This window comes from Clostridium sp. CM038 (assembly GCF_055081105.1).
Map to the genome: position 1 here is coordinate 215,300 of NZ_CM143651.1, position 24,451 is coordinate 239,750.

Annotated in this window: 18 protein-coding genes, 5 tRNA genes and 1 riboswitch; of the genes, 17 read left to right on the top strand and 6 right to left on the bottom strand. The window is 32.5% G+C overall.

All coding sequences use genetic code 11. The features are described from left to right. The first annotated feature begins 112 nt into the window (after positions 1-112). The 3 genes from ACWJKS_RS00950 to mreB all read left to right on the top strand — a co-directional run bounded on the left by ACWJKS_RS00950 (position 113) and on the right by mreB (position 2,427). Positions 113-892 (top strand): M23 family metallopeptidase, encoded by a 780-nt coding sequence (locus ACWJKS_RS00950; RefSeq protein ID WP_216303346.1) that lies wholly within the window; start codon positions 113-115, stop codon positions 890-892. Between the two features lie 119 nt (positions 893-1,011). Then, complete coding sequence (gene spoIIID / locus ACWJKS_RS00955) at positions 1,012-1,266, top strand: sporulation transcriptional regulator SpoIIID (protein ID WP_165413074.1); 255 nt, start codon at positions 1,012-1,014, stop codon at positions 1,264-1,266. 126 nt (positions 1,267-1,392) lie between these two features. Continuing rightward, positions 1,393-2,427 carry a rod shape-determining protein gene (mreB, locus tag ACWJKS_RS00960; RefSeq protein WP_216303345.1) on the top strand — a complete coding sequence of 345 codons (1,035 nt, stop codon included), beginning with the start codon at positions 1,393-1,395 and terminating at the stop codon, positions 2,425-2,427. 125 nt (positions 2,428-2,552) lie between these two features. On the opposite strand, the gene yyaC is transcribed toward mreB, so the two are convergent. Next, complete coding sequence (yyaC, locus tag ACWJKS_RS00965; protein WP_216303344.1) at positions 2,553-3,107, bottom strand: spore protease YyaC; 555 nt, start codon at positions 3,105-3,107, stop codon at positions 2,553-2,555. A 357-nt stretch (positions 3,108-3,464) separates the two neighbouring features. On the opposite strand from yyaC, the gene ACWJKS_RS00970 reads away from it, so the two are divergent. The 12 genes from ACWJKS_RS00970 (at position 3,465) to prfB (ending at position 14,488) form a co-directional block, all read left to right on the top strand. Then, positions 3,465-3,539, top strand: a tRNA-Thr gene (locus ACWJKS_RS00970). A gap of 5 nt (positions 3,540-3,544) precedes the next feature. After that, positions 3,545-3,629 (top strand) — tRNA-Tyr (locus tag ACWJKS_RS00975). Between the two features lie 42 nt (positions 3,630-3,671). Further along, a tRNA-Val gene (locus tag ACWJKS_RS00980) sits at positions 3,672-3,747 on the top strand. Between the two features lie 32 nt (positions 3,748-3,779). Next, positions 3,780-3,854: transfer RNA gene (locus ACWJKS_RS00985), tRNA-Thr, on the top strand. Between the two features lie 5 nt (positions 3,855-3,859). After that, a tRNA-Tyr gene (locus tag ACWJKS_RS00990) sits at positions 3,860-3,944 on the top strand. A 102-nt stretch (positions 3,945-4,046) separates the two neighbouring features. Next, positions 4,047-4,149: riboswitch (SAM riboswitch) on the top strand. An 85-nt stretch (positions 4,150-4,234) separates the two neighbouring features. Continuing rightward, positions 4,235-5,410, top strand: coding sequence for a methionine adenosyltransferase (metK, locus tag ACWJKS_RS00995; RefSeq protein ID WP_220286871.1), 1,176 nt, complete (start codon positions 4,235-4,237; stop codon positions 5,408-5,410). Positions 5,411-5,616: 206 nt separating this feature from the next. After that, positions 5,617-7,848 (top strand): SF1B family DNA helicase RecD2, encoded by a 2,232-nt coding sequence (gene recD2 / locus ACWJKS_RS01000; RefSeq protein WP_462960262.1) that lies wholly within the window; start codon positions 5,617-5,619, stop codon positions 7,846-7,848. A 45-nt stretch (positions 7,849-7,893) separates the two neighbouring features. Continuing rightward, positions 7,894-8,922: a hypothetical protein gene (locus ACWJKS_RS01005; protein WP_216303968.1), complete on the top strand. Its 1,029-nt coding sequence runs from the start codon at positions 7,894-7,896 to the stop codon at positions 8,920-8,922. Next, positions 8,895-9,575 (top strand): ComF family protein, encoded by a 681-nt coding sequence (locus ACWJKS_RS01010; protein ID WP_462960263.1) that lies wholly within the window; start codon positions 8,895-8,897, stop codon positions 9,573-9,575. Before ACWJKS_RS01005 ends, ACWJKS_RS01010 begins: the two co-directional genes overlap by 28 nt. A gap of 422 nt (positions 9,576-9,997) precedes the next feature. Then, the gene (hpf, locus tag ACWJKS_RS01015; RefSeq protein ID WP_165413081.1) at positions 9,998-10,531 is read left to right on the top strand and encodes a ribosome hibernation-promoting factor, HPF/YfiA family; all 534 of its coding nucleotides are present in this window, start codon (positions 9,998-10,000) and stop codon (positions 10,529-10,531) included. A 197-nt stretch (positions 10,532-10,728) separates the two neighbouring features. Then, a complete protein-coding gene (secA, locus tag ACWJKS_RS01020; RefSeq protein WP_462960264.1) occupies positions 10,729-13,230 on the top strand; it encodes a preprotein translocase subunit SecA in 2,502 nt (833 codons plus the stop codon). Between the two features lie 138 nt (positions 13,231-13,368). Then, a protein-coding gene (gene prfB / locus ACWJKS_RS01025) for a peptide chain release factor 2 (protein ID WP_462960265.1) occupies positions 13,369-14,488 on the top strand; the annotation gives its coding sequence in 2 pieces (ribosomal slippage) (positions 13,369-13,446 and positions 13,448-14,488; 1,119 coding nt in all). Between the two features lie 159 nt (positions 14,489-14,647). On the opposite strand, the gene arcC is transcribed toward prfB, so the two are convergent. The 4 genes from arcC to arcA form a co-directional block, all read right to left on the bottom strand. Continuing rightward, positions 14,648-15,598 carry a carbamate kinase gene (gene arcC, locus ACWJKS_RS01030; protein ID WP_165413083.1) on the bottom strand — a complete coding sequence of 317 codons (951 nt, stop codon included), beginning with the start codon at positions 15,596-15,598 and terminating at the stop codon, positions 14,648-14,650. Between the two features lie 85 nt (positions 15,599-15,683). Next, on the bottom strand, positions 15,684-17,096 hold the full coding sequence (locus tag ACWJKS_RS01035; RefSeq protein ID WP_216303964.1) for a basic amino acid/polyamine antiporter: 1,413 nt from the start codon (positions 17,094-17,096) through the stop codon (positions 15,684-15,686). A gap of 95 nt (positions 17,097-17,191) precedes the next feature. After that, positions 17,192-18,190, bottom strand: coding sequence for an ornithine carbamoyltransferase (argF, locus tag ACWJKS_RS01040; protein ID WP_253198256.1), 999 nt, complete (start codon positions 18,188-18,190; stop codon positions 17,192-17,194). A 27-nt stretch (positions 18,191-18,217) separates the two neighbouring features. Beyond that, positions 18,218-19,441 carry an arginine deiminase gene (gene arcA / locus ACWJKS_RS01045; protein WP_216303963.1) on the bottom strand — a complete coding sequence of 408 codons (1,224 nt, stop codon included), beginning with the start codon at positions 19,439-19,441 and terminating at the stop codon, positions 18,218-18,220. 808 nt (positions 19,442-20,249) lie between these two features. On the opposite strand from arcA, the gene ACWJKS_RS01050 reads away from it, so the two are divergent. Next, complete coding sequence (locus ACWJKS_RS01050; protein WP_462960266.1) at positions 20,250-21,566, top strand: YjiH family protein; 1,317 nt, start codon at positions 20,250-20,252, stop codon at positions 21,564-21,566. Positions 21,567-21,732: 166 nt separating this feature from the next. Beyond that, positions 21,733-22,497: a type I 3-dehydroquinate dehydratase gene (aroD, locus tag ACWJKS_RS01055; RefSeq protein WP_216303962.1), complete on the top strand. Its 765-nt coding sequence runs from the start codon at positions 21,733-21,735 to the stop codon at positions 22,495-22,497. A 150-nt stretch (positions 22,498-22,647) separates the two neighbouring features. On the opposite strand, the gene proS is transcribed toward aroD, so the two are convergent. Then, positions 22,648-24,084 carry a proline--tRNA ligase gene (gene proS / locus ACWJKS_RS01060; protein ID WP_462960267.1) on the bottom strand — a complete coding sequence of 479 codons (1,437 nt, stop codon included), beginning with the start codon at positions 24,082-24,084 and terminating at the stop codon, positions 22,648-22,650. Positions 24,085-24,451: the final 367 nt, after the last annotated feature.

Consider the following 24,451-nt stretch of genomic DNA (forward strand, 5'->3'; position numbering starts at 1 on the left):
TTTTAAACTATAAAATATAAATATTATTAAAATGTAGATTAACTTAAATAAATTTTAGGAAATATGTATGTTTTAATAAAATATGGACAAAAATACAAATGGAGGTGTTTGTATGAATAAGAATGAAAACAATAAGACATTAAATTTTTTTAAGAAGGAAGGATTCTATGTAATTTTATTTGTTTGTTTATGTATAGTAGCTTCAGTGGCGTCTATAACAGCAAATAATAATAAGAAGCTTTCAAGCAAGCAAGAAGCATTACAAAAACAACAAGCAAATGCAGGAGATGTTATAAAAGCGCAACAAAAAGAATATGAGGGTGCTCTTCAAGTAAAAGAAGAAAAGAAAGCTAAGGCTGAAGCGCTTAAAGCGGTACCAGATATCAAAAAGGTTACAACAGGAAAAGCGGCATCAGCAGTATCTAAATCAGTTAATGCTAAATTTGAAAATCCCGTAGCAAATGGATTACTCGCAAGGGCATATTCAAAAGATATTGATTCAGTAGTGTGGAAGACTGATGGAAGCTATAGGACAAATTTAGGTATTGACATTCAAGCAAAAATAGGGGAGCCAGTTGTAGCGGTTATGGATGGAATAGTTAAAGAAGTTGGTACTGACGTTAATGGCCAAAAAGGTAAGATGGTTAAGATAGATCATCAAAATGGATTTATTACTAACAGTACTAATCTAGATGAAAAAATATTAGTAAAAAAAGGCGATAAAGTAACTAAAAAACAGCAAATTGGTACAGTGGGAAACACTAGTTTAAATTCATTTAAGGAAGAATATGGATCTCACTTACACTTTGAAGTTCTGCAGAGTAATAAGAATGTTGATCCTGCTAAATATGTAAAATATGAGAAATATCAACCTGCAGAAACTAAGAAATAACCAATAACCATCTCAATTAGCCATTTTTTAAAAATATATTAGAAGATGACTAATTGGAATGGAATTTAAAAGCAAGATAATGCATATTTATAAATATATAAGGGTTAAGGAGGCAACACTTGAAAGACTATATTGAAGATCGAGTACTAGAAGTTGCTAAGTACATTATCGAGTCAAAATCTACAATAAGAAGAACTGCCAAAGTGTTTGGCGTTAGCAAGAGTACTATACACAAGGATATGACGGAAAGATTACCCACAATAAATCCTCAAATTGCCAGCGATGCAAAAACAATTTTGGATATAAATAAAGCTGAGCGGCATATAAGAGGCGGAAGAGCAACTAAATTGAAATATAAAGAAGCACAAGGATAAAAACATTCGAAGCTAAAAACTATAAAAAAATTTTAAAATTAAAAGAGGGTTTTCTTATAGCTTTATAGAATAGAGTTTAGTGTAATTTAAATATTGAATATACTAAAGAGCAGGAGTGGTTTTGAAATGTTTTTTTTTAGAATGGGTACAGATATGGGAATAGATTTGGGTACATCTACAGTGCTTGTATATATCAAAGGAAAAGGTGTTATATTAAAAGAACCTTCTGTTGTTGCCATAGATAGAAATAATAATAAGGTATTGGCAGTAGGAGAAGAAGCTAGGCAAATGATAGGAAGGACACCAGGCAATATTGTGGCAATACGCCCTATGAGGGACGGTGTTATTTCGGATTATGACATAACTGAAAAAATGTTAAATCATTTTATCAAGAAGGCTTGTGGGAAAAGAAGGTTATCTTCTCCAAAAGTTGTAATATGTGTACCTTGCGAAGCAACGGAAGTAGAAAGAAGAGCGGTAGAAGATGCAGGTAGAAATGCCGGAGCTAAGAAAGTTCAACTTATAGAAGAACCACTAGCAGCGGCAATCGGAGCGGGACTCGATATTACTAGAGCAAGTGGTAATATGGTTATTGACATTGGTGGAGGCACGACTGATATTGCAGTTATTTCTTTAGGAGGCATGGTTGTACGTGAATCAGTTAAAGTAGCTGGTGATAAGTTTGATGAAGAGATTATAAAATATATCAGAAAAAAACATAAATTAATGATTGGTGAGAGGACTGCAGAGGATTTAAAAATCAACATAGGTTGTGCTTATAAACAAGAAGAAAAGACAAGCATGGAGATAAGAGGGAGAGATTTAATTACAGGTCTTCCTAAGAATTTAGAAGTATCATCAGAAGAAATGAGAGAAGCTTTAAAAGAGGCGGTATATTTAATAGCAGGATGTGCACATTCCGTATTAGAAAAAACACCACCTGAGCTTTCAGCAGATATAGCTGATAAAGGTATAGTTATGACTGGTGGAGGTGCATTGTTAAAAGGCTTAGGTAAGCTCATACAAGAGGTTACTAAAGTTCCGGTATATCTAGCGGAGGATCCGATTTCATGCGTAGCACTCGGAACAGGTAAAGTATTGGATTATATGGATAAGTTAGATAATTCATTCAATGGAAGAGAATTATGCTTAACAGAATAAAAAGTATAAGCAAGCTATAAAAATAAGCAATACAATTATTAGTTTAATTGTATTGCTTATTTTTATATTATATAAGATTTGTAAGTTTAAATTGTGGATAATTATTTAAAACTAATTAAAGCATGTTAAACAGGGCTCAAATTATTTTCTTCATTGGTAAGGGAGTGCAAATAGTATGAATGCAAGAGGGATCTGCTTAAAACATTAGCAATATCCATTACCAAGCTCAATCTTATGTTTCTATTTGTAAATAATTCACTATCATCACTTGAATCTACTATACCTATTAATGAAAGAGTGCCTACCTTAGGAAGGGTTTTCCCTACACCTTTGCCAGGATGAATTGGATAATTTCTAGCTTGGAGTTCTCCAATATTTGAAATGTCTCCTAAACAAGCATCTACACCTATTATAGTACAATTTGGGTGCAATGCATTTATTTTAGATAATTTACTATCTATGTTTAAGGCATGAATTGGATTATCTATAGTGCCATATACAGGTAATGGAAAGGAACTATTTTTTAAAAGTGTACCAACTAAAGGACCTAGACAATCGCCTATACATCTATCGGTACCTATGCAAACAACTAAAGTATTTTTGTCAATATAGTCTTTTAGAAAATTAGAAAGTGTATAGTATGCTAAAGGATCTTTATAATGGGTTTTAGCTTTACTCAAGAAATATACCTCCTTGTATTGCGCTGGGGAAAAATTATTAGTTTCCTATGAATAATTTATATGAATAAATCCCGTGTATTATTATAATAAAGAATAAAAAAATGATTAATTAAAAAATGATATATAAGTATATTAACTATATGAAGGAAAACCAAATAAAAAATATAATAAATTATTTGTGCAAATAGTAAGTTGTATCAATGCTTAATATTAAGCAAATATGCGAATAGTATAGTTATGGAGAGAAGAAGTCGTTTATTAAAGGATAATAGACTTGAAATTAATTAATTAAAGTTGTATAATAATTCTTGTCGACACGGTAAAACGGTAAAACGGCAAAATGATAAAACATAATATGCTGGCATGGCTCAACGGTAGAGCAGCTGACTTGTAATCAGCAGGTTGTAGGTTCAATTCCTATTGCCAGCTCCATAAGTGGAGGAGTTCCCGAGTGGCCAAAGGGGGCAGACTGTAAATCTGTTACGTAATGTTTCGATGGTTCGAATCCGTCCTCCTCCACCATTTATAATGGTTTACAATAAATTATGGCTTACAATAAATTATGGGAGCATAGCTCAGCTGGGAGAGCATCTGCCTTACAAGCAGAGGGTCACAGGTTCGAACCCTGTTGTTCCCACCATAATAATCTTTTTAAAATAGAATAAAATGCATGCTGGCATGGCTCAACGGTAGAGCAGCTGACTTGTAATCAGCAGGTTGTAGGTTCAATTCCTATTGCCAGCTCCACATATGGAGGAGTTCCCGAGTGGCCAAAGGGGGCAGACTGTAAATCTGTTACGTAATGTTTCGATGGTTCGAATCCGTCCTCCTCCACCAAAAGACATCTATAGATGTCTTTTTTTATTTTTTACAGGGTTTAGATTCTGTTGACACCATAGAATGCATATGGTATTATAATTAAAACTTAATAATTGATAACTCTTATCAAGAGAGGTGGAGGGAAAAAGGCCCTATGAAACCCGGCAACCGGTGCAATGCACCATGGTGCCAATTCCTGCAGTTATAATCTGCAAGATAAGGGAGATGATTAAATCACCTCTTCTTATATTTGGAAGAGGTTTTATTTTTTTATAGGGAAATTTTAGAGAATAGAAGGGAGAATTATAATGAAAAGATTATTTACATCAGAATCCGTTACAGAAGGACATCCAGACAAAATTTGTGACCAAATTTCAGATGCTGTACTTGATGCTATTTTAGAGCAAGATCCTTATGCTAGGGTTGCTTGTGAAACAGCGGTTACTACAGGAATGGTTTTAGTTATGGGAGAGATAACAACTAGTTGTTATGTAGATGTTCCTAAGGTTGTTAGGAATACCATTGAAGGCATAGGATATACTAGAGCAAAATACGGGTTTGATGCTAGCACATGCGCTGTACTTACGTCTATTAATGAACAATCAACAGATATAGCTATGGGAGTAGATGAGGCATTAGAATCTAAAGCAGGCGAGATTGATAAGGTTGACGCAATAGGTGCTGGTGATCAAGGCATGATGTTTGGATTTGCAACTAATGAGACACCAGAATACATGCCACTACCAATTGCTATGGCTCACAGATTAGCAAGAAAGTTAAGCGAAGTAAGAAAAAATGGCACATTAGATTACTTAAGACCGGACGGAAAGACTCAAGTTACTGTAGAGTATGAAGATAATAAGCCAGTAAGAATAGATACTATTGTTATTTCAACTCAACATGCGGAAGAAGCAACTCATGATCAAATTGAAAATGATTTAAAAGAGCATGTAATAAAACCTGTAGTTCCAAGTGGATTATTAGATGAAAATACTAAATATTATATAAATCCTACAGGCAGATTTGTAATTGGAGGACCGCAAGGAGACTCTGGTTTAACAGGAAGAAAAATAATAGTAGATACTTATGGTGGATATGGAAGACATGGAGGTGGAGCATTCTCAGGAAAGGATGCAACAAAAGTTGATAGATCCGCTGCATATGCTGCAAGATGGGTTGCTAAAAATTTAGTTGCTGCAGGAGTTTCAGATAAATTGGAAATTCAGTTAGCTTATGCTATAGGTGTAGCTAAACCGGTATCTATAGAGGTCGAAACTTTCGGAACAGGAAAAATTGACGATGATAAAATAGTTCAAATAGTTGAAAAAGTATTTGATTTAAGGCCAGCTGTAATTATAAGAGAATTAGAACTAAGAAGACCTGTTTATAAACAAGTAGCTGCCTATGGACATTTTGGAAGAATTGATTTAGATCTTTCATGGGAAAAACTAAACAAGGTTGATGAAATAAAAAAGTACGTATAATATAAAAAAAGGGATAACAATTATTAATTGTTATCCCTTTTTAGTGCATGTGATTATTAAGTAGTATTTTGATAAAACCTAAGATAGGGGTATACTGAACATAAGAGATGTAAAATACATATGATATAATAACATTAATAATAATATTATTGCTAATAATATTATTATTAATGTTATTATATGAATTTATAAATAGGAGAGATTTTATGCCGGAAATACAAGGGATAATCGAAGATGTAGTATTTCATAATGAAGAAAATGGATATATAATTGCTCATTTGAATGATAATAAAAAGCAGATAACTGTGGTAGGCATTGTGCCATATATAAGTGAAGGGCAGAACCTGAAATTAACGGGGGAGTGGGTTACTCATCCTCAATTTGGCAAGCAATTTAGAATAATACAATGTGAGGAAATAATACCTAGTTCACTTGAAGGTATAGAAAAATATTTAGCTTCAGGAGTTATTCAAGGAATTGGACCAATAACTGCTAAAAAAATTGTACAGCACTTTGGTGAAAACACCATGAATATATTAGATAATGAAATTGAAAAATTAAAAGAGATTGATGGTGTAGGACAAAAAAAGATTCAATTAATTTTTGAATCATATTCTAAGCAACGAGAAGTTAAAAATATAATGATATTTCTTCAAACATATGGAGTAACACCTAACCAATGTGTGAAAATTTATAAAAAATATGGAGGAGACTCTATAAAGGTAGTACAGGATAATCCTTATGTGTTAACTGAAACCATTTCTGGAGTAGGATTTAAAATTGCAGATAAGATAGCACAAAGTTTAGGCATTGACAAAGAGTCGCCTTTCAGAATACAAAGTGGAATTAATTATGTGGTAAATGAATTTTGCGCTATGGGAAATACTTATATGCCCTTAAACAAATTATACAAAGAATCTAAAAATATTCTTGGGGTTACGGCTGAAGAAATTGAAAAAAATGTTTATGATAATGTATTGCAGGGAAAATTGAAAGTCGAAAATATTGATGAAGAAGACTGTGTTTTCACTATGCCGTTCTATTACTGTGAATTAGCTATTACTAAAAAAATTATAACCTTATCTATAGAAAAGTATGACGAATTAGAAATAGACATAGAAGAAAAGATTAATGACTTCGAAGAAGAAAAAAACATAAAATTCGCAACGTCTCAAAAGACTGCTATTTGTGGTGCTGCAGAAAATAGTATTGAAATAATAACGGGAGGTCCAGGTACTGGCAAAACTACTATAATTAATTGCATTATAGAGGTATTTGAAGAAGCAGGAATGAAAGTTTATATGGCTGCGCCCACCGGAAGGGCTGCCAAAAGAATGACAGAGGCTACTGGTCGCGAAGCCAAAACCATACATAGGTTATTAGAACTTGGAGTAGGCAGAGATGATGGGTCGCAGTTCTCTAGAAGTGAGGAATCGCCTTTAGATTGTGATGTGCTAATTATTGATGAAGCATCTATGATAGACATAATGCTTATGAATAGTTTATTAAAAGCTATCAGCGTAGGAACTCGACTTATAATTGTTGGTGATGTTGACCAATTGCCATCTGTCGGACCGGGTAATGTACTAAGAGATATTATTGACAGTAAATGTGTTAAAGTAGTTAAGCTTAAGGAGATTTTTAGGCAAGCACAAGAAAGTATGATTATTGTGAATGCTCATAAAATTAACAATGGCGAGATGCCTATTTTGAATAAAAAGGATAAAGATTTTTATTTTATTGAGAATAATGAGCCGGAGAAAATCTTGGACAGTATAATTGCTTTAATCAATACCAGATTGCCAAAATTTAACAAAGAGTGGGATAAGATGAAGAACATTCAAATACTCTCTCCTATGAGAAAAGGGATATTGGGTATAGAAAATCTAAATGGAAAGCTTCAGCAAATATTGAACCCTAAATCTAAGTATAAAAAGGAAAAGGAATATAGGAATACTATATTTAGGGTAGGCGACAAGGTTATGCAAATTAAAAATAATTACTCTATAAAATGGAAAAAAATTAATGCAAAAGCTGAAGATGGAGTGGGCATTTTTAATGGTGATGTAGGGTATGTTGAAGATATTGATGAAGATAATGAAAATGTTATTGTGATTTTTGATGATGACAAACGGGTAGAATATGAAGGTGTATATTTAGATGAACTAGCTTTAGCGTATGCTATTACAATACATAAAAGTCAAGGTAGTGAGTTTGAAGTTGTAATTATGCCTATGTTTATGGGGCCCCCACTTTTAATGAACAGAAATTTACTTTATACAGGGATAACTAGAGCAAAGAATATGGTTGTTTTAGTGGGAGCAATAAAAGCTGTTAATTTCATGAAAGATAACAACAGAAGTTTCGAGCGGTACTCCGCTTTGGGCTGGAGAATAAGGCAAATAGTAGATGCAAATGTGGGCCATGATGAAAATTAGATTGATTTGTTTGGAAGAAATATTAAATTGCAAAGGAGATTTTACATGCTTTTCTACGCAAAATTAAACCTTAGTAAAGAAAAAGATGAGATTAGCAAAGAAATTTTAAGATGTTCTTTAAACAGCAAAAAAAGAATTGATGTTGTATCTATGTTTTACAATTCCTCTGATATATTGTTAGAAACTATAATTGAATATGTTAATGAAAAGAAAAATATATTGTATATAACTAATGAAAACCAGAGGAGTATTGATATTATTTACTTCATAAATAAATTTAGTAATTTAGGTCAATATGTATATTCACCTGAAACGAATTATGGCAGTGTGAATGAGTATTTACATATATGCAATCATGAAAATGCGTTAAAACTCCAAGAAAAATTTGATTTGATTATTTATAATGATATTAGAAGTTTTCCTAAATACACTAAGCAACAAATAAAAAAAGTGTTATTAAGAATGTGTAAAGCAAATAGTGTAGCTATAGCCTATTCTGTAGAGAATGTTTTAAGCGAGGGCACGCCAATAATGTTTCCGTTAAAAAACAATAATATTCCGATTATAGAGCCTAGAATCATAACTACGAGGATAAATCTTAGTACGGATATACCTTTGGTTGTTTATCAATATTTGAATTGGTCAATTATATCTAATAGAAAGGTAATAATATTTACACCAGATGAGGAAAAAACTATAGCGGTCTTTGAGTATCTATGTAATTTCAAAGAAAAGTTAAGTGAAAATATATTTTTGTTTATTAGTAAAAAAAGCGATGCTAATATTAAAGTAAAGTTCATGAATGAAGATGAGGGGATAATAGTCACTAATGACTTTGAAGAAAGTTATTTAGAATTTCATTCAATTGATGTTATAGTTTATTTTGCTGATAATGATAAATATAATCATAAGCAACTATTATATTTATCAAGTAAGGTTGGGAGATATGAAAGTATACAAAGGGGAGAGGCTATATTTTTAGCTAATGTTGAAACTGTGCAAATGGATAAAGCTAAAAATATAGCTAGAAAATTTAATGAGAAAGCGTGGGAGCGAGGATTATTAAATATATAAGAAAAATACTTTATTGTTTAGTTCAGCTCATATATTCAGGCGATGAACAGTGCGTGATTTGTAGTGGATATAGTGAGGAAAGTGAAGCTTTGTGTACTAAATGCAGAGAAAAATTGAAGCGCTGTGTGCAAAGCTTTTATATAGGTCGCAATGAAGAAAAATATCTTGTTTGGTCAGTGTTTTATTATTCTAATATAGTAAAAGAATTAATTATTAGGCTTAAATATAAAAGCGATTTTATATGCGGTGAAATCTTAGCTGAATACATGTTACAACTTGTAAAAAGCAATGAATTACAGTTTGACTTAATATCTTATGTACCTATGACTAAAAAAGCTTTAAAAAATAGGGGGTATAACCAAAGCGAGTTTTTGGCAAGCTATTTATCGCGATTTTTAAATATTCCAGTGATTTGCAACTTGATTAAAACTGAGGATACTAAAGATCAAATAGGTCTCAATGGCGAAGAAAGATGGAACAATATGGAGAAATGTTTTGAGATCCAAAAAAATGAAGCTATAAAAAATAAAAATATTTTGCTCATTGATGATGTTATAACCACTGGGGCTACAGCGTTTCATTGTGCTCACAAACTGAAAGAAAGTGGGATAAATAATATTTATATATTGACAATAGCCAAAAGTAATGTATAATACGTATTGTAGTAAGTTAGGTTTGTGGTTGAAAGTCGATGCCAGTCGCAGGCGAAACGATCCACGTAAGTTAAACAAAGTTTAGCGAGCATGGTGCGGCTTAGAGGTTAGTCCTGCCGTTTAGTAGACGAGAGTGTTAGTAGTGAGAGGGTAATTCTGGGTAGCAAAAGCTCCAGCAGGCGAGTGTGGGGTCAAAGACCAGGTCAACTAACTTAATATATAAAAACTCCTAATATTATATTAGGAGTTTTTATTTTATTGGTACCTAAAAATATCGAATATAATTTAAATTGTATTAATATTATGTGAATTCTGATTTTAATGGTTGCTATTTAGCATTAAAAGTAATAGAATTGAAATATAAAACATATATCATGCTTAGTAATTAAGCAGTATGTAGATATTAGAGAGGGGCTGTAAGTATGAAAGTCAAAGTAATAGGAAGAAATATAGAGATAACAGAAGCCTTGAAAAATATTATAGACAAGAAAATAGCAAGATTGGATAAGTATTTTAGTCCAGATGTGGAAGCACAGACAACATTAGGCGTTTGTAAGAATAGACATACAATAGAAGTTACAATCCCTTTTAATGGAGTTATTTTAAGATCAGAAGAGCAAAATGAAGATATGTATACATCATTAGATATTGTAGTTGATAAATTAGAAAGACAAATTAGAAAAAATAAAACAAAATTAGAAAAAAGGAATAGAGGAACATCTCTTAAATTTCAAGGCATACCAAAATATGATAAGAACGAAGATGATGGTATAGATCCTAAGATAGTAAAGATGAAGAAATTTGCATTTAAACCTATGTCAGCAGAGGAAGCAGTACTTCAAATGGAACTCGTTGGTCATAGTTTCTTCGTATATATGAGTGATGGTAGTTCAGAGGTAAATGTAGTATATAAAAGAAAAGATGGAAATTATGGTTTGATAGAACCAGAATTTTAAAATATATTAAATTTAAAGGATTAAAGTAAATTTACTTACTTTAATCTTTTTTTAACTTAAAAAAAGTATAGTGAAAAATTATTAATGATAATTTACAAAATTTATAAATTCGTATAAGTTGAACAGTAACAAATTAAGTGGTATAATTTTAAGTATATATTTAGGGACTATTAAAATGAATAGTGAGGATGAAAAGAATGAAATTTTTTGAAAAGTTATTTGGTAGTTATAGTGATAGAGAGATAAAAAGAATAATTTCAACAGTAGATAAAATAGAAGAATTAGATCCGTTGATGACTAGTTTAAGCGATGAAGAACTTAAATCAAAAACAGAAGAATTTAAAACTAGATTAAATAAAGGAGAGACTTTAGAGGATATATTGCCTGAAGCCTTTGCGGTGGTTAGAGAAGCTTCATGGAGAGTTCTTAATATGAAGCATTTTAGAGTACAACTAATTGGTGGAATAGTACTGCACCAAGGAAGAATAACAGAAATGAAAACGGGTGAAGGAAAGACCTTAGTGGCTACACTTCCCTCATATTTGAATGCGTTAACAGGAAATGGTGTTCACATAATTACAGTTAATGACTACCTTGCCAAAAGAGATAGCGATGACATGGGACGAATACACGAATTCTTAGGTATTTCTGTAGGCGTAATTATTCATGATTTAGATCAAACACAAAGGCAAGCGGCCTATAATTCAGATATAACATATGGGACAAATAACGAATTTGGGTTTGACTATTTAAGAGATAATATGGTTGTTTATAAAGAAGAAAGAGTTCAAAGAAAATTAAACTTTGTAATCGTGGATGAGGTTGATTCTATATTAATAGATGAAGCTAGAACACCGCTTATAATATCTGGAGAAGGAGAAAAATCTACAGATTTTTATAAAGTAGCAGATTATTTTGTTAAGGGTCTAGTGAAGGAAGAAGATTATACTATAGATGAAAAAGCTAGTGCTGTTATATTATCTAATGCTGGTATAGATAAAGCGGAAAAATATTTTCATTTAGAGAATTATGCTGATGCAGAAAATATGGGTATACAGCACCATACAGTTCAAGCTTTAAAAGCAAACTTCATCATGAGAAAAGATAAAGATTATATGGCAAAGGATGGTCAAGTTATCATAGTGGATGAGTTTACTGGAAGACTCATGGAAGGCAGAAGATATAGCGATGGGCTTCACCAAGCTATTGAAGCAAAAGAGAGCGTCAAAATTGAAAAAGAGTCAAAAACTCTTGCAACTATTACCTTCCAGAACTATTTTAGAATGTATAATAAGTTATCGGGCATGACTGGAACTGCGCTTACAGAAGAAAATGAATTTAGAGAAATATACGGATTGGATGTAATAGTAATACCTACAAATATGCCATTAACAAGAATTGATAACGCAGATTTAGTGTTTAAAACTGTTAATGGGAAATATAAAGCTATAGTAGATGAAATAGTTGAAACTTATAAAAACAAGCAGCCCGTTCTCGTAGGAACTGTTAGTATAGAAAAATCAGAATTATTATCTGATATGCTTAAAAAAAGAGGAATTCCTCATCAAGTACTTAATGCTAAATATCATGAAAGAGAAGCGGATATAGTCTCTCATGCAGGAGCACGTGGCATGGTTACCATAGCAACTAATATGGCGGGCCGTGGTACAGATATTAAGCTTGAAGAAGGCGTTGTTGAAGTTGGTGGGCTCAAGATAATTGGAACTGAAAGACATGAATCTAGGCGTATTGATAATCAGCTTAGGGGTCGTGCTGGTCGTCAGGGAGATACTGGAAGCTCAAGATTTTACATATCACTCGAAGATGATTTAATGAGAATATTTGGGTCTGAAAGACTTCAAGGGGTTGTAGGAAAATTAGGATTAACTGATGAGGACGCTATTGAAAGCAAGATGGTAAGTGGTGCTATAGAAAGTGCTCAAAAGAAAGTTGAAGGAAATAACTTTGATATAAGAAAAAATGTTGTTCAATATGATGATGTAATGAACCAACAGAGAGAAATAATTTATAGACAAAGAACAGAGGTTCTTCAAGGCGAAAATATAAAAGATCAAATTGAAGAAATGATACAAGATGTTGTTTTCTCTGCAGTTGATTCACATATTAGTGGAGTTGAGGAAAGTTTTGATGAGGAATTAGTAAAACTTATTAACTATCTTGAAGAAATATATCTTCCAAAGGGTATGGTTTCAATAGAAGAACTTTCTAAAACATCTAATGAGGAAATTAAAAATACTCTTTTAGAAATAGCTAAAAAAATCTATGAACAAAAAGAAGAAAATTTTGGTGACGAACAAATAAGAGAAGTCGAAAGGGTTATTCTTCTAAGGGTAGTAGATAGTAAATGGATGGATCATATCGATGAGATGGAACATTTAAAGCAGGGCATTGGACTTAGAGCTTATAAGCAACAGGACCCATCACAAGCCTACCAAATGGAAGGTAGCGATATGTTTGCTGAAATGATTGAAAATATAAAGACGGAAACTGTTAAATACTTATTTCATGTGCAAATAGAAAAAGCACCTGAGAGAGAAATGGTTTCTAAGATTACATCAACAAATCATGATAATTCCATTAAAAATGAGCCAATTAAAAAAGTTACTAAACAAGGAAGAAATGATGAATGTTCTTGTGGTTCAGGGAAAAAACACAAAAATTGCTGTGGCAGAGGTTAATAATTATTAATAACTTCAAACAACCGCATAAGGGATAATAATAGTTGGAAATATAAAACCGTCAATTTCCAACTGAAAAGGGATGAGCAATTGATTCTTGCTTATCCCTTTTCAAATATAATGAAAGAGGTGCTATAATTGATAATACTAATCGAAGAAACAATAAGTGAATTAAACGTATTAAAAAGTAATGTAGAAGAGATTAGGGTGTCTCTTTGACGTAGCGTCTATGGAAAAACAATTAAAAGAACTTGAGTTTACAATGCAGGAGACGAGCTTTTGGCAGGATATAAAAGCGGCACAACAAGTTACTCAAAAAGCTAAGGGTATTAAAGATAGAATTGATAGATTCAATTTAATAATTAGTAAGATAGAAGATTTGGAAGTGCTAATTGAACTAAGTGAGGAGGAAGAAGATGATTCCTCTATAGCAGAAATGAAAAGTGAATTAAAAGACCTAACGCTGGATACAGATAGGTTCAGGATAGAAATTTTATTAGCTGGGAAATATGATATAAATAATGCGATTTTAACGCTTCATACCGGTGCAGGTGGAAGTGACGCTCAAGATTGGACAGAAATGCTTTATAGAATGTACTCAAGGTGGTGTGAAAAGAAGGGATATAAGATCGAAGTTTTAGATTATCAGCCATCTGATGAAGCGGGTATTAAAGCAGTGACATTAAAAATAACTGGCGAATATGCCTATGGATATTTAATGGCCGAAAAGGGAGTGCATAGGTTAGTGAGAATTTCACCTTTTAATGCAAATGGTAAGAGGCAAACCTCGTTTGCATCTTGTGAAGTACTTCCAGAGCTTACCGATAATCAAGATGTTGAAATAAAGCCTGATGATCTGAGAATAGATACTTATAGATCTGGAGGGGCAGGAGGTCAACATGTAAATAAAACTGACTCAGCCATAAGGATTACCCATATACCTACGGGTATAGTAGTACAGTGTCAAAATGAAAGAAGTCAGCATAGTAATAAACAAACTGCGATGAAGATGCTTATGGCAAAATTATTGGATTTAAAGGAAAGAGCTAAAAAAGATAGAATAGAAGACTTAACTGGGGATTTGAAAGAAAATGGTTGGGGAAGTCAAATTAGATCTTATGTATTTCATCCATATAACTTGGTAAAGGATCATAGGACTAATACAGAAATGGGTAATGTAGATGCAGTTATGGATGGGGATATTGATATTTTTATCGAGGCGTACTTAAGGCAGAACAATAAATATCATCAGGTATAGCTACAATAAAGAAGGGTGGTACCATTATAGAAATGTAGACACATTTCTATTTGAACCTAAAAGATCCAGCAGAATATATTGTATATTCTGCTGGATCTTTTATTTTTGTTATGTATAGGTCATAAGCATTTTCATCTTATGACTTACATTTAAAGTTTATTATTTTGTTATCACTGTTCCTGCTGTTCCGCTTATTGCTTCTCTAGCTTTTTCGAGTGATGTTATAATTGCTTTTCTGCCTTCTTGTGCTTCAACGAAAGCAAGAGCCGCTTTTATTTTTGGAAGCATAGAACCAGGAGCAAAATGTCCTTCTTTAATATAAGTTTTAGCTTCTTCAACAGTTATTATTGAAAGATTCTTTTGATTTGGAGTACCAAAGTTAATAGCAACCTGTTCAACGGCTGTAAGTACAACTAATGCATCAGCATTTAGTAATTCAGCTATTTTAGAAGAAGCAAAATCTTTATCTATTACTGCTGGAACGCCCTCAAGGTTTCCATTTCCATTATCAATTACAGGTATACCGCCACCGCCAACAGTTATAACAATATGTCCAGCTTCAACTAATGTTTTGATAATAGGTTCTTCAACTATAGCCATTGGAAGTGGTGAAGCCACTACGCGTCTCCATCCTCTATTTGAATCCTCTTTCATTATATATCCTTTTTCAATCATTAATTTCTTAGCCTGTTCCTCCGTAAAGAAAGAACCTACTGGCTTAGTTGGATCCTTAAATCCTGGATCATTCTGATCAACAATTACCTGAGTAACTACTGTTGCAACGTCCTTATTTATTCCTCGTTTTCTCATCTCTGATCTAATGCTTTGTTGCAGATGATAGCCTATATAACCTTGGCTCATAGCACCACATTCAGGAAAAGGCATTATTGGGCTATTTTCATTTATAGAAGCGGCTGCTTCATAAGTAGCTACGAGTTGACCTACTTGAGGTCCATTACCATGAGCAACAATAACCTCGTGACCCTCTTCAATTAAATCTACAATGGCTTCTGACGTCTGTCTTGCTGTTACTAATTGTGCTTCTGATGTAGTATCCTTTGGATTTGCTTGAAGGGCATTTCCACCAAGTGCTATTACTATTCTTGACATATATATTTCTCCTTTTATATTATATATAAAATATAATTTATTTAATAACTTAAAAATATTTTATAAAATTTCATTGAAATAATGTTTAAAGTTGAATTTTGCCAATTGAAAGCAGTATAATCATTAAGATTGCAACTACCATAATGGCTACCATTCCTATTTTCTCGTTTATTTTAATAGGTTCATTCTTTTCTTTCCTAGCCTTTAGATATACAAATATACCCACTGCATATAGTATTACTGCTGCTCCTAGATAATTTATTCCTACTGCGTAAATTACATATAGTGAATAGGTACAGGCTAATATAGAAACTATCTTATCTTTAGCTCCTAGGACATCTGTAAATGCAACTTTAACTGCATATAGTGATGAAAGCAAATATGGAATTAAAATACATGTTGTTGAAATTAAAAACACACTACCATATGCAGACTGAAGTGCTGGTAAAAGTAGCGAAAGTAAAAATATTTGAGTTAATCCATCAGTTAGTAATAATGAATTTACTGCAGCACCATTGTCATTTTGTTTAATAAACCATTTTGGCATTGTGCCACCCTTTGCCGCAACATAAGGAATTTCTGCTGCAAGCATAACCCAACTAATTAGGCAGCCTACAAGTGAAATAATTAAACCAACTTTAACGATTACAGCTCCAATACTGCCAAGTACAGTAATTGATAACATATCTGCTAGAGGGGTTTGTGAACTAGCAAGAGTATTAGCTGAAATTACTCCCATAGCGGTTGTTGAAACCAGTATATAAAGCACTAAAGTTATAATTAAACTTATTATTGTAGCAGTTCCGACAGTCTTTTGAGATTTCGCTCTCTCAGAAAGCACTGTTGCAGCTTCGATACCAATAAAGCACCACAAAATTGTACCCATTGCTCCTTTAATTTGCAAGAACACGGTGGTAGAACCCCCCGTAGAAGCTAATATTGTTTTCCAATTATCAACATTAAAAGTTCTAGTTTTAAATATTGCAAGACCAAATACAATTACCATTAATAAGGGTATGATTTTTGCAACTGTGGCAACGGCATTTATTATTCCGGCGCTCTTAACTCCACGCATTTGTATATAATGAATTATCCATAATAGTGCAGATGCTAATAAAAATGTTACTATAGGTTTTACGTCACCTACTAAACTATTAAAAGTTTTAAATATAAGAATAAAAAATGCAACGTTTCCAAGCCAAGCGCTTAACCAATATCCCCAGGCTGAATTGAATCCAACAAATTCTCCAAAGCCTTCTTTTGCATAAGTGAATATGCCCCCTGTAAGCGCTGGTCTTTTGTTTGCAAGTAATTGAAATACTAGTGCTAAAAATGCCACGCCAAGTCCACCAATTACCCATGCAATAATTACTGCTTGAGGGTTTGCTTTACCGATAAGATCAGTTGGGCTATTAAAGATGCCACCACCAATCATGGAACCAACTCCAAGAGCAATTAATAGAGACAAGCCTAGCTTCTTATCTTTATCCTTTTCCATTTTATAATCTCCTTTTGATTAATGTATTAGCCATATTTTAAATTGGTGAGAGCAATAATATTGCCCTCACCAATTAATTTTATAATTATTTTAGGCTAGTTTCCAAGTGTAGCAACCATAATTGCTTTGATTGTATGCATTCTGTTTTCTGCTTCATCAAATACTATAGAATGTGTACTTTCAAATACTTCATCTGTAACTTCTAAACCTTCAAGACCATATTTTTCAAATATATCTTTACCTACAAGTGTCTTTAAATCATGAAAAGCTGGTAGGCAGTGCATGAATTTAACGTTTTTGTTACCTGTCTTATTAAGCATTTTCATATTAACTTGGTATGGCCTTAATAATTCTATTCTTGATGCCCATACTTCGTCTGCTTCGCCCATAGAAACCCATACGTCTGTGTAGATTACATCTGCATTTTTAACTCCTGCATCCACGCTATCTGTAATAGTAATTTTTGCTCCTGTTTCTTTAGCAATTTCATTGCATTTTGAAACTAATGCTGTTTCAGGGAATAAGCTCTTTGGTGATACTATTCTAAAGTCCATACCCATTTTAGCAGCACCAATCATCAATGCATTTGCCATGTTGTTTCTTCCATCTCCAGCATATACAAACACAATGTCGCTTAATGGCTTGTCAAAGTGTTCTTTTATAGTTAAAAAATCTGCAAGAATTTGTGTTGGGTGGTCTTCAGTTGTTAATCCGTTCCATACTGGAACTCCTGCATATTTTGCTAGTTCTTCAACTATTTCTTGGCCATATCCTCTATATTCTATTCCATCATACATTCTGCCAAGAACTCTAGCTGTATCTGCTACAGATTCCTTTTTGCCAATTTGAGTTCCTGTAGGTCCAAGGTAAGTTACATGAGCTCCTTGGTCTAGTGCTCCTACTTCAAAAGCACATCTTGTTCTTGTAGAACTCTTTTCAAATATTAGCGCAATATTTTTACCTTTTAATTTCTGTTGTTCTGTACCTGCATACTTAGCTCTTTTTAAATCTCTAGCTAAATCTAAAAAGTAGTTTATTTCATTTGGAGTAAAGTCCATCAAAGTTAAAAAGTTTCTGTTTCTTAAGTTAAACATAATAAATTCCTCCTAATATTGTTGTTTTTATAAGTTATCTCTATTTAGTGGCATACTCATACATCTTGGGCCGCCTCTTCCTCTTGAAAGTTCGGCACTTGGCATTGTGAGTACTGTTACACCATGTTTTGATAAAATTTCATTAGTAACATAATTTCGTTCATAAGTTATAACTTTTCCTGGTGCAATAGCTAGAGTGTTTGATCCGTCGTTCCATTGTTCTCTTGCTGCTACAATAGCGTCACCACCGCCGCATCTTATTAAATCAACTGAAGGCACTTTTAATGCAGATTTTAATACATTTTGTAATATATCTTTTTCTTGCTTAATATTTAATTGTCCATTGACACCTTTTGTAATTTCGAAAACATTAAGTGGTCCTTCTATCTCTGGGTGTATTGTAAATTTATCATAATCAACCATAGTAAATACAGTATCAAGATGCATAAATGCTCTACTAGATGGAATTTCTAATACTAATACTTTTTCAAAAGTAGTATGTTTTTCAAACAAATTTCTTGCTACAACTTCTATAGCTTCAGGTGAAGTTCTTTGACTACACCCTATTGCAAGGGTTGTGGCAGATAATATAAGTTCGTCTCCACCTTCGATATTACTTGGAAGGCTTCTATCATACCAAAGTGGCACTTCATTTTGTTTGAAGGAACTATGATATTCATGAATAAATTCTAGGAACAAAGTCTCACGTCTTCTAGCTTCAGTTTGCATAGTATTTATAGTAATACCATTTCCAATTGAAGCACCTGGATCGCGAGTAAAGTAAAGATTAGGCATAGGATCTAAGTAGAATGGATACTGGGTTCCTATTAATCCTCTTAGAGAATGAATCTCCTTAACAGCTATTTCGTTTTTTCTAACTCCAGCCATAAGTATATCAATCATTTCTCTTGTAGGCTTTGACATTAAATAATCATAAAGAGATTTATATATTTCTTTATTACTAATGTGACTTTCAAGTAAAAACTGTTGTAAAAATATTTTTTTGGTTTGATCCTCGATTAAAGCCTCTGTAACAAGTTCTTCTAAATAAAGAACTTCCACATCGTTTTCTTTTAATATTTTTGCAAATATATCATGTTCTTTTCGCGCTACTTCTAAATAAGGAATATCATCGAAAAGTAATCTTTCAAGAAGATTTGGTACTAAATTTTCTATTTCTCTACCGGGTCTATGTAGCATTACTTTATTAAGTTTTCCTATTTCAGAAGTTACATTTATAAATGACTCCATTTAATTTAGCCCCCTATTCGTTTTTGTTTATGCCATTATTATAAAGTGTACAATTATATAAGGAAAACCCAGGATTCTACTGTAATTCCATATATAACGTACATGTAAGCTTTGTTATTGATTTAACACTGCATATTTATGCTAAGCTTTATTTTGCTCAGTAATACTATGGATGTTTCCGCTTGAAAATTTAGAATATTAGATTCTATGTATATATATTCACAATGCTTTAGGTTACTATGCATAATACTAGAAATAAGGTATAAACATTCATAAAACTTTTTTCTGGTTATTTATACCTATAAATGTATAGTAATATCTAGATAAAAGCTACATAGCCTATATATTATTAATTATTACGTTAATAATTATGCATATAAACTTATTTTTCATCATAATATCGCACTAAAACCGTTAACAATATTATTTATTAACAAAATGTTCATAATATCGATATATAAAAGGTGATGATGTGAGACAGAAAAAAAATAATTAAATCCCAAGAAGGCATCTATAAGGGGATTATTGTATTAAATAACAATTAATTAAATTGGAGCGGAGGGAGTGTAGCGTGAATTTCCTTATTTGTTGTGAATTATTTATTCGCATATAATGAATTGGTTTCGTAAATTTAGTAAGTTAGCATTAGTTATTGAGTTTATACATACATTATTCATGAAAGAACTTTGAAAAAGATGCAACTTTCCATCCTTCTTTTTTACTTCCTTACATAAGAATTAACAATAATTATAAATGCATTTTCTACTTGAAAATGCTAAAAAAATTAAATAAACATGGGAGGTAAATGATGAATAATTCAGAAAAGATAAAAGTAAACAATACGGCCAATGTATTTAAATTTTTAGGTTATAGTATAATTGGGATATTCATGTTTTTTATAACACTAACTATAAACGGGAAAACAACTATCCCCATAGACCACATAGTTACAGGACTAAAAGGGTTATCCACGAAAGGTGCTGGAATTTATGGATTAGTAGTTATTGTTTTAGGGGGGGTATATCCTTTCTATAAAAAAACATGGAATAAAGATAAGGTTAAAACAGTATTTTCTTTACTTAAATTATTAGGTATCATAATAGGATTTATGGCATTTTTTAAGATTGGACCAAGTTGGCTATTCGAAGAAGATATGATTCCATTTTTATTTAATTCATTAGTTATTTCAGTAGGGATAATTGTTCCTGTAGGTTCGGTATTTTTAGCATTTTTAGTTGGTTATGGACTTATGGAATTTATAGGTGTTTTAATGAAACCAGTTATGAGACCTATATGGAAAACACCAGGACGTTCTGCTGTTGATGCAGTTGCTTCTTTTGTGGGAAGTTATTCTATTGCATTGTTAATTACGAATAGGGTTTATAAAGAGGGGAAATATACAACAAAAGAAGCCGCAATAATTGCTACAGGATTTTCCACCGTATCTGCTACTTTTATGATTATAGTTGCCAAAACATTAGGAATAATGAATTTATGGTCTGAATATTTTTGGGTAACATTAGTAGTTACATTTATCGTTACAGCCATAACTGCAAGAATAAGACCTTTAAGTAAGAAATCTGATGAATACTATAATAATCAAAATGGTTATCCGGAAATATCTAAAGAAGGGAATAAATTTAAAAACGCATGGGAAGCAGGTCTTAAAGCTGCCCAAAATTCAGTGCCAATAGGAAGAAACATTGTTGAAAATTTAAAAGATGGATTTATTATGGCCATGGGAATATTACCATCAATAATGTCTGTAGGATTAATAGGATTAATTCTTGCAAAATATACACCTGTGTTCAATATAATAGGGTATGTTTTTTACCCAATAGTTTCACTATTTAAACTACCTGAAGCATTACTTGCATCAAAAGCATGTGCAGTGGGGATAGCTGAAATGTTTTTGCCTGCATTGTTAGTTGTTGGGGCCCCGATCGTAACAAGATTTGTAGTTGCTGTAGTATCAATTTCATCCATATTGTTTTTCTCTGCATCAATACCATGCATATTGTCAACCGATATACCAATAAGTATACGTGAAATACTTATCATATGGTTTGAAAGAACAGTATTTACATTAATAATAACTATACCTATTGCGTATCTAATATTATAAATAAGTCGATTTAAGGGGGGGATTTACCTCCCTTTGATTTTTGAGTAATTTATTCATAGTTTATAGGGTGAAGAAAAGATAAGGGAACTTTACTATATTGGTAATGACTGGTATTATATCTAGAAAAGAATTAGTGTCGCAAGTTACTTTGAAGGGGTGGGTGTTAATGAAAAAAGTAGTTACTATTAAAGCTGTTACGATTGGTGAAGGCCTACCTAAAATCTGCGTTCCAATGGTTGGAGAAACTATTCTACAGCTTATAGAAGAAGCTGAAATTTTAAAAAGGATTGATTTAGATGTTGTAGAATGGCGTGTAGATTTCTTCGAGGATGCTACAAATATAGAGAGAGTTAAGAAAGCATTACAAGCAATTAGGAAAGTGCTAGTTGACAAGCCCATTATCTTTACATTCCGTAGTGCTAAAGAGGGTGGACAAAAGGAGATTAGTACTGCATTTTATTTTGAATTAAATAGATTAATTTCTGAAACAAAGCTTGTTGAAGTTATAGATATTGAATTATTTAACGATGAAAAAGATGTAAAAGAATTAGTTGAAGCAGCACATGCAAATGGCGTAGCGGTTATTATATCTAATCATGATTTTCATAATACACCAGAGAAAGAAGAAATTATATCTCGATTACGTAAGGCTCAAGGATTAGGTGCAGATATTCCTAAAATCGCAGTAATGCCTACTTGTGCAGAGGATGTGATTATACTGTTAGATGCAACGCGTATTATGAATGAAAGATATGCGGATGGTCCTATTATTACAATTTCTATGGCGGAAAAAGGGATTATCAGTAGACTATCAGGTGAATTATTTGGCTCCGCATTAACATTTGGCGCAGTCAAGAAGGCTTCTGCACCAGGTCAGATTGCTGTAGTAGAATTACGTAGAACTATTCAATTACTTCATAATAACACGTAAAAAAATTAGACCGCAATAGGATGATTTAATGATTGATATTTATTTATTATGATCAATAAAAAAGCCATAGAGGTATAACGCGATTTATTAAGGTATAAATTTAAAAAATTAAAAGCGATTGGCATAAACCAATCGCTTTTATATTTAAATTTAATAAGCTCTTCCCCAAATAACTGTAGCTTTAGATGGTTTTCCACAACATAAGCAAACGCCTTTTTCTTCTGGCATATTAAATGGCATGCATCTAGAAGACGCACCGGCTACTTCTTTTACTTTTTCTTCGCAAGCGAGTTCTCCACACCATGGAGCGCTAACAAATCCTAAAGTTTTATCAAGAAGTTCTTTTAATTCTTCTACGGTGCTCGCGTTAAAGGTTCGGGTATCTTGTGCATTTTTAGCTTTTTCAAATAAAGATTTTTGAATATCTTTTAAAATCTCGGGTACTAATGCTTCTAGTTCTGACATTGGAACAATTATTTTTTCGCGGCTATCCCGTCTCACAAGTACTACTTGGTTGTTTTCTATATCTTTTGGACCAACTTCTAAACGTAGCGGAACACCTTTCATTTCGTATTCGCTAAATTTCCATCCAGCCATTTTATCGCTAATATCCATTTTTACACGTGAAAGCTTTGATAATATATTTTTAAGTTCTGTAGCTTTTTCAATTACGCCTTCTTTATGAGGTGCAATTGGAACTATGATAAGTTGAATTGGAGCTACTGCTGGTGGCAGTATTAGACCATTATCATCACCGTGAACCATAATTAAAGCGCCGATAAGTCTTGTAGACATTCCCCAAGAAGTTTGGTGAACATAAGCAAGTTTACCTGTTTTATCTGAATACTGTATGTTAAATGCTCTTGCAAAACCATCTCCAAAATTATGAGAAGTACCACATTGAAGTGCTTTTCCATCATGCATTAAACTTTCAATTGTGTAAGTTTCATTTGCTCCTGCAAACTTTTCTTTTTCTGTTTTCTTACCTTTTATAACTGGAATAGCAAGGGTTTCTTCACAAAAGGTTGAATATATATTAAGCATTCTAAGAGTTTCCTCTTTTGCTTCTTCCGCCGTTGCATGAGCGGTATGGCCTTCTTGCCATAAAAATTCTGAACTTCTAAGAAAAGGTCTTGTGGTTTTTTCCCAACGAACAACGGAACACCATTGATTATATAATTTAGGGAGATCATTGTAAGATTGAATTATTTTTGAATAGTGGTCACAAAATAATGTTTCAGAAGTTGGCCTAACGCAAAGCCTCTCTGCTAGTAGCTCGGTGCCTCCGTGTGTTACCCAAGCAACCTCTGGTGCAAAGCCTTTAACATGATCTGCTTCCTTTTGAAGTAAGCTCTCAGGAATGAACATTGGCATATATACATTTTCATGACCTGTATCTTTAAACATTTGATCTAAAGTTTTTTGAATATTTTCCCAAATTGCATAGCCATAAGGTCTTATTACCATGCAACCTCTAACGCTCGCATAATCAGCAAGTTCCGCTTTTTTTACAATATCGGTATACCATTTTGCAAAATCTTCTTCCATAGAGGTAATAGATTCTACAAATTTTTTTCCTTTTGCCATAATTATTTTCCTCCGATTCAATAAAATATTTTAAAATAAATACAAAAAAACCCGTAAAAGGGCACTATAAAATCAATCATAGAATAAAAATAATAATATGTCAAGAAAACAATTCGTAAGGATTATTAATACCGCTTGTAAGGTTAACAAATCATTTTTTTGAATCTATATAGGGTATAATATATGTGTTAACTATAAAAAAGCAATATAAGACAAAGGGTTAAAAGACAAGACCATATTAACCTTTCGAATATTTCTCCTAAAAATTTCTATATAGTGTATAGATATGAGGATAGAATTCGTGGTATGATTAAATATGTTGATTTTAGTCCATTAAATTTAAAATATAAATTATGTGAGGAGGAAT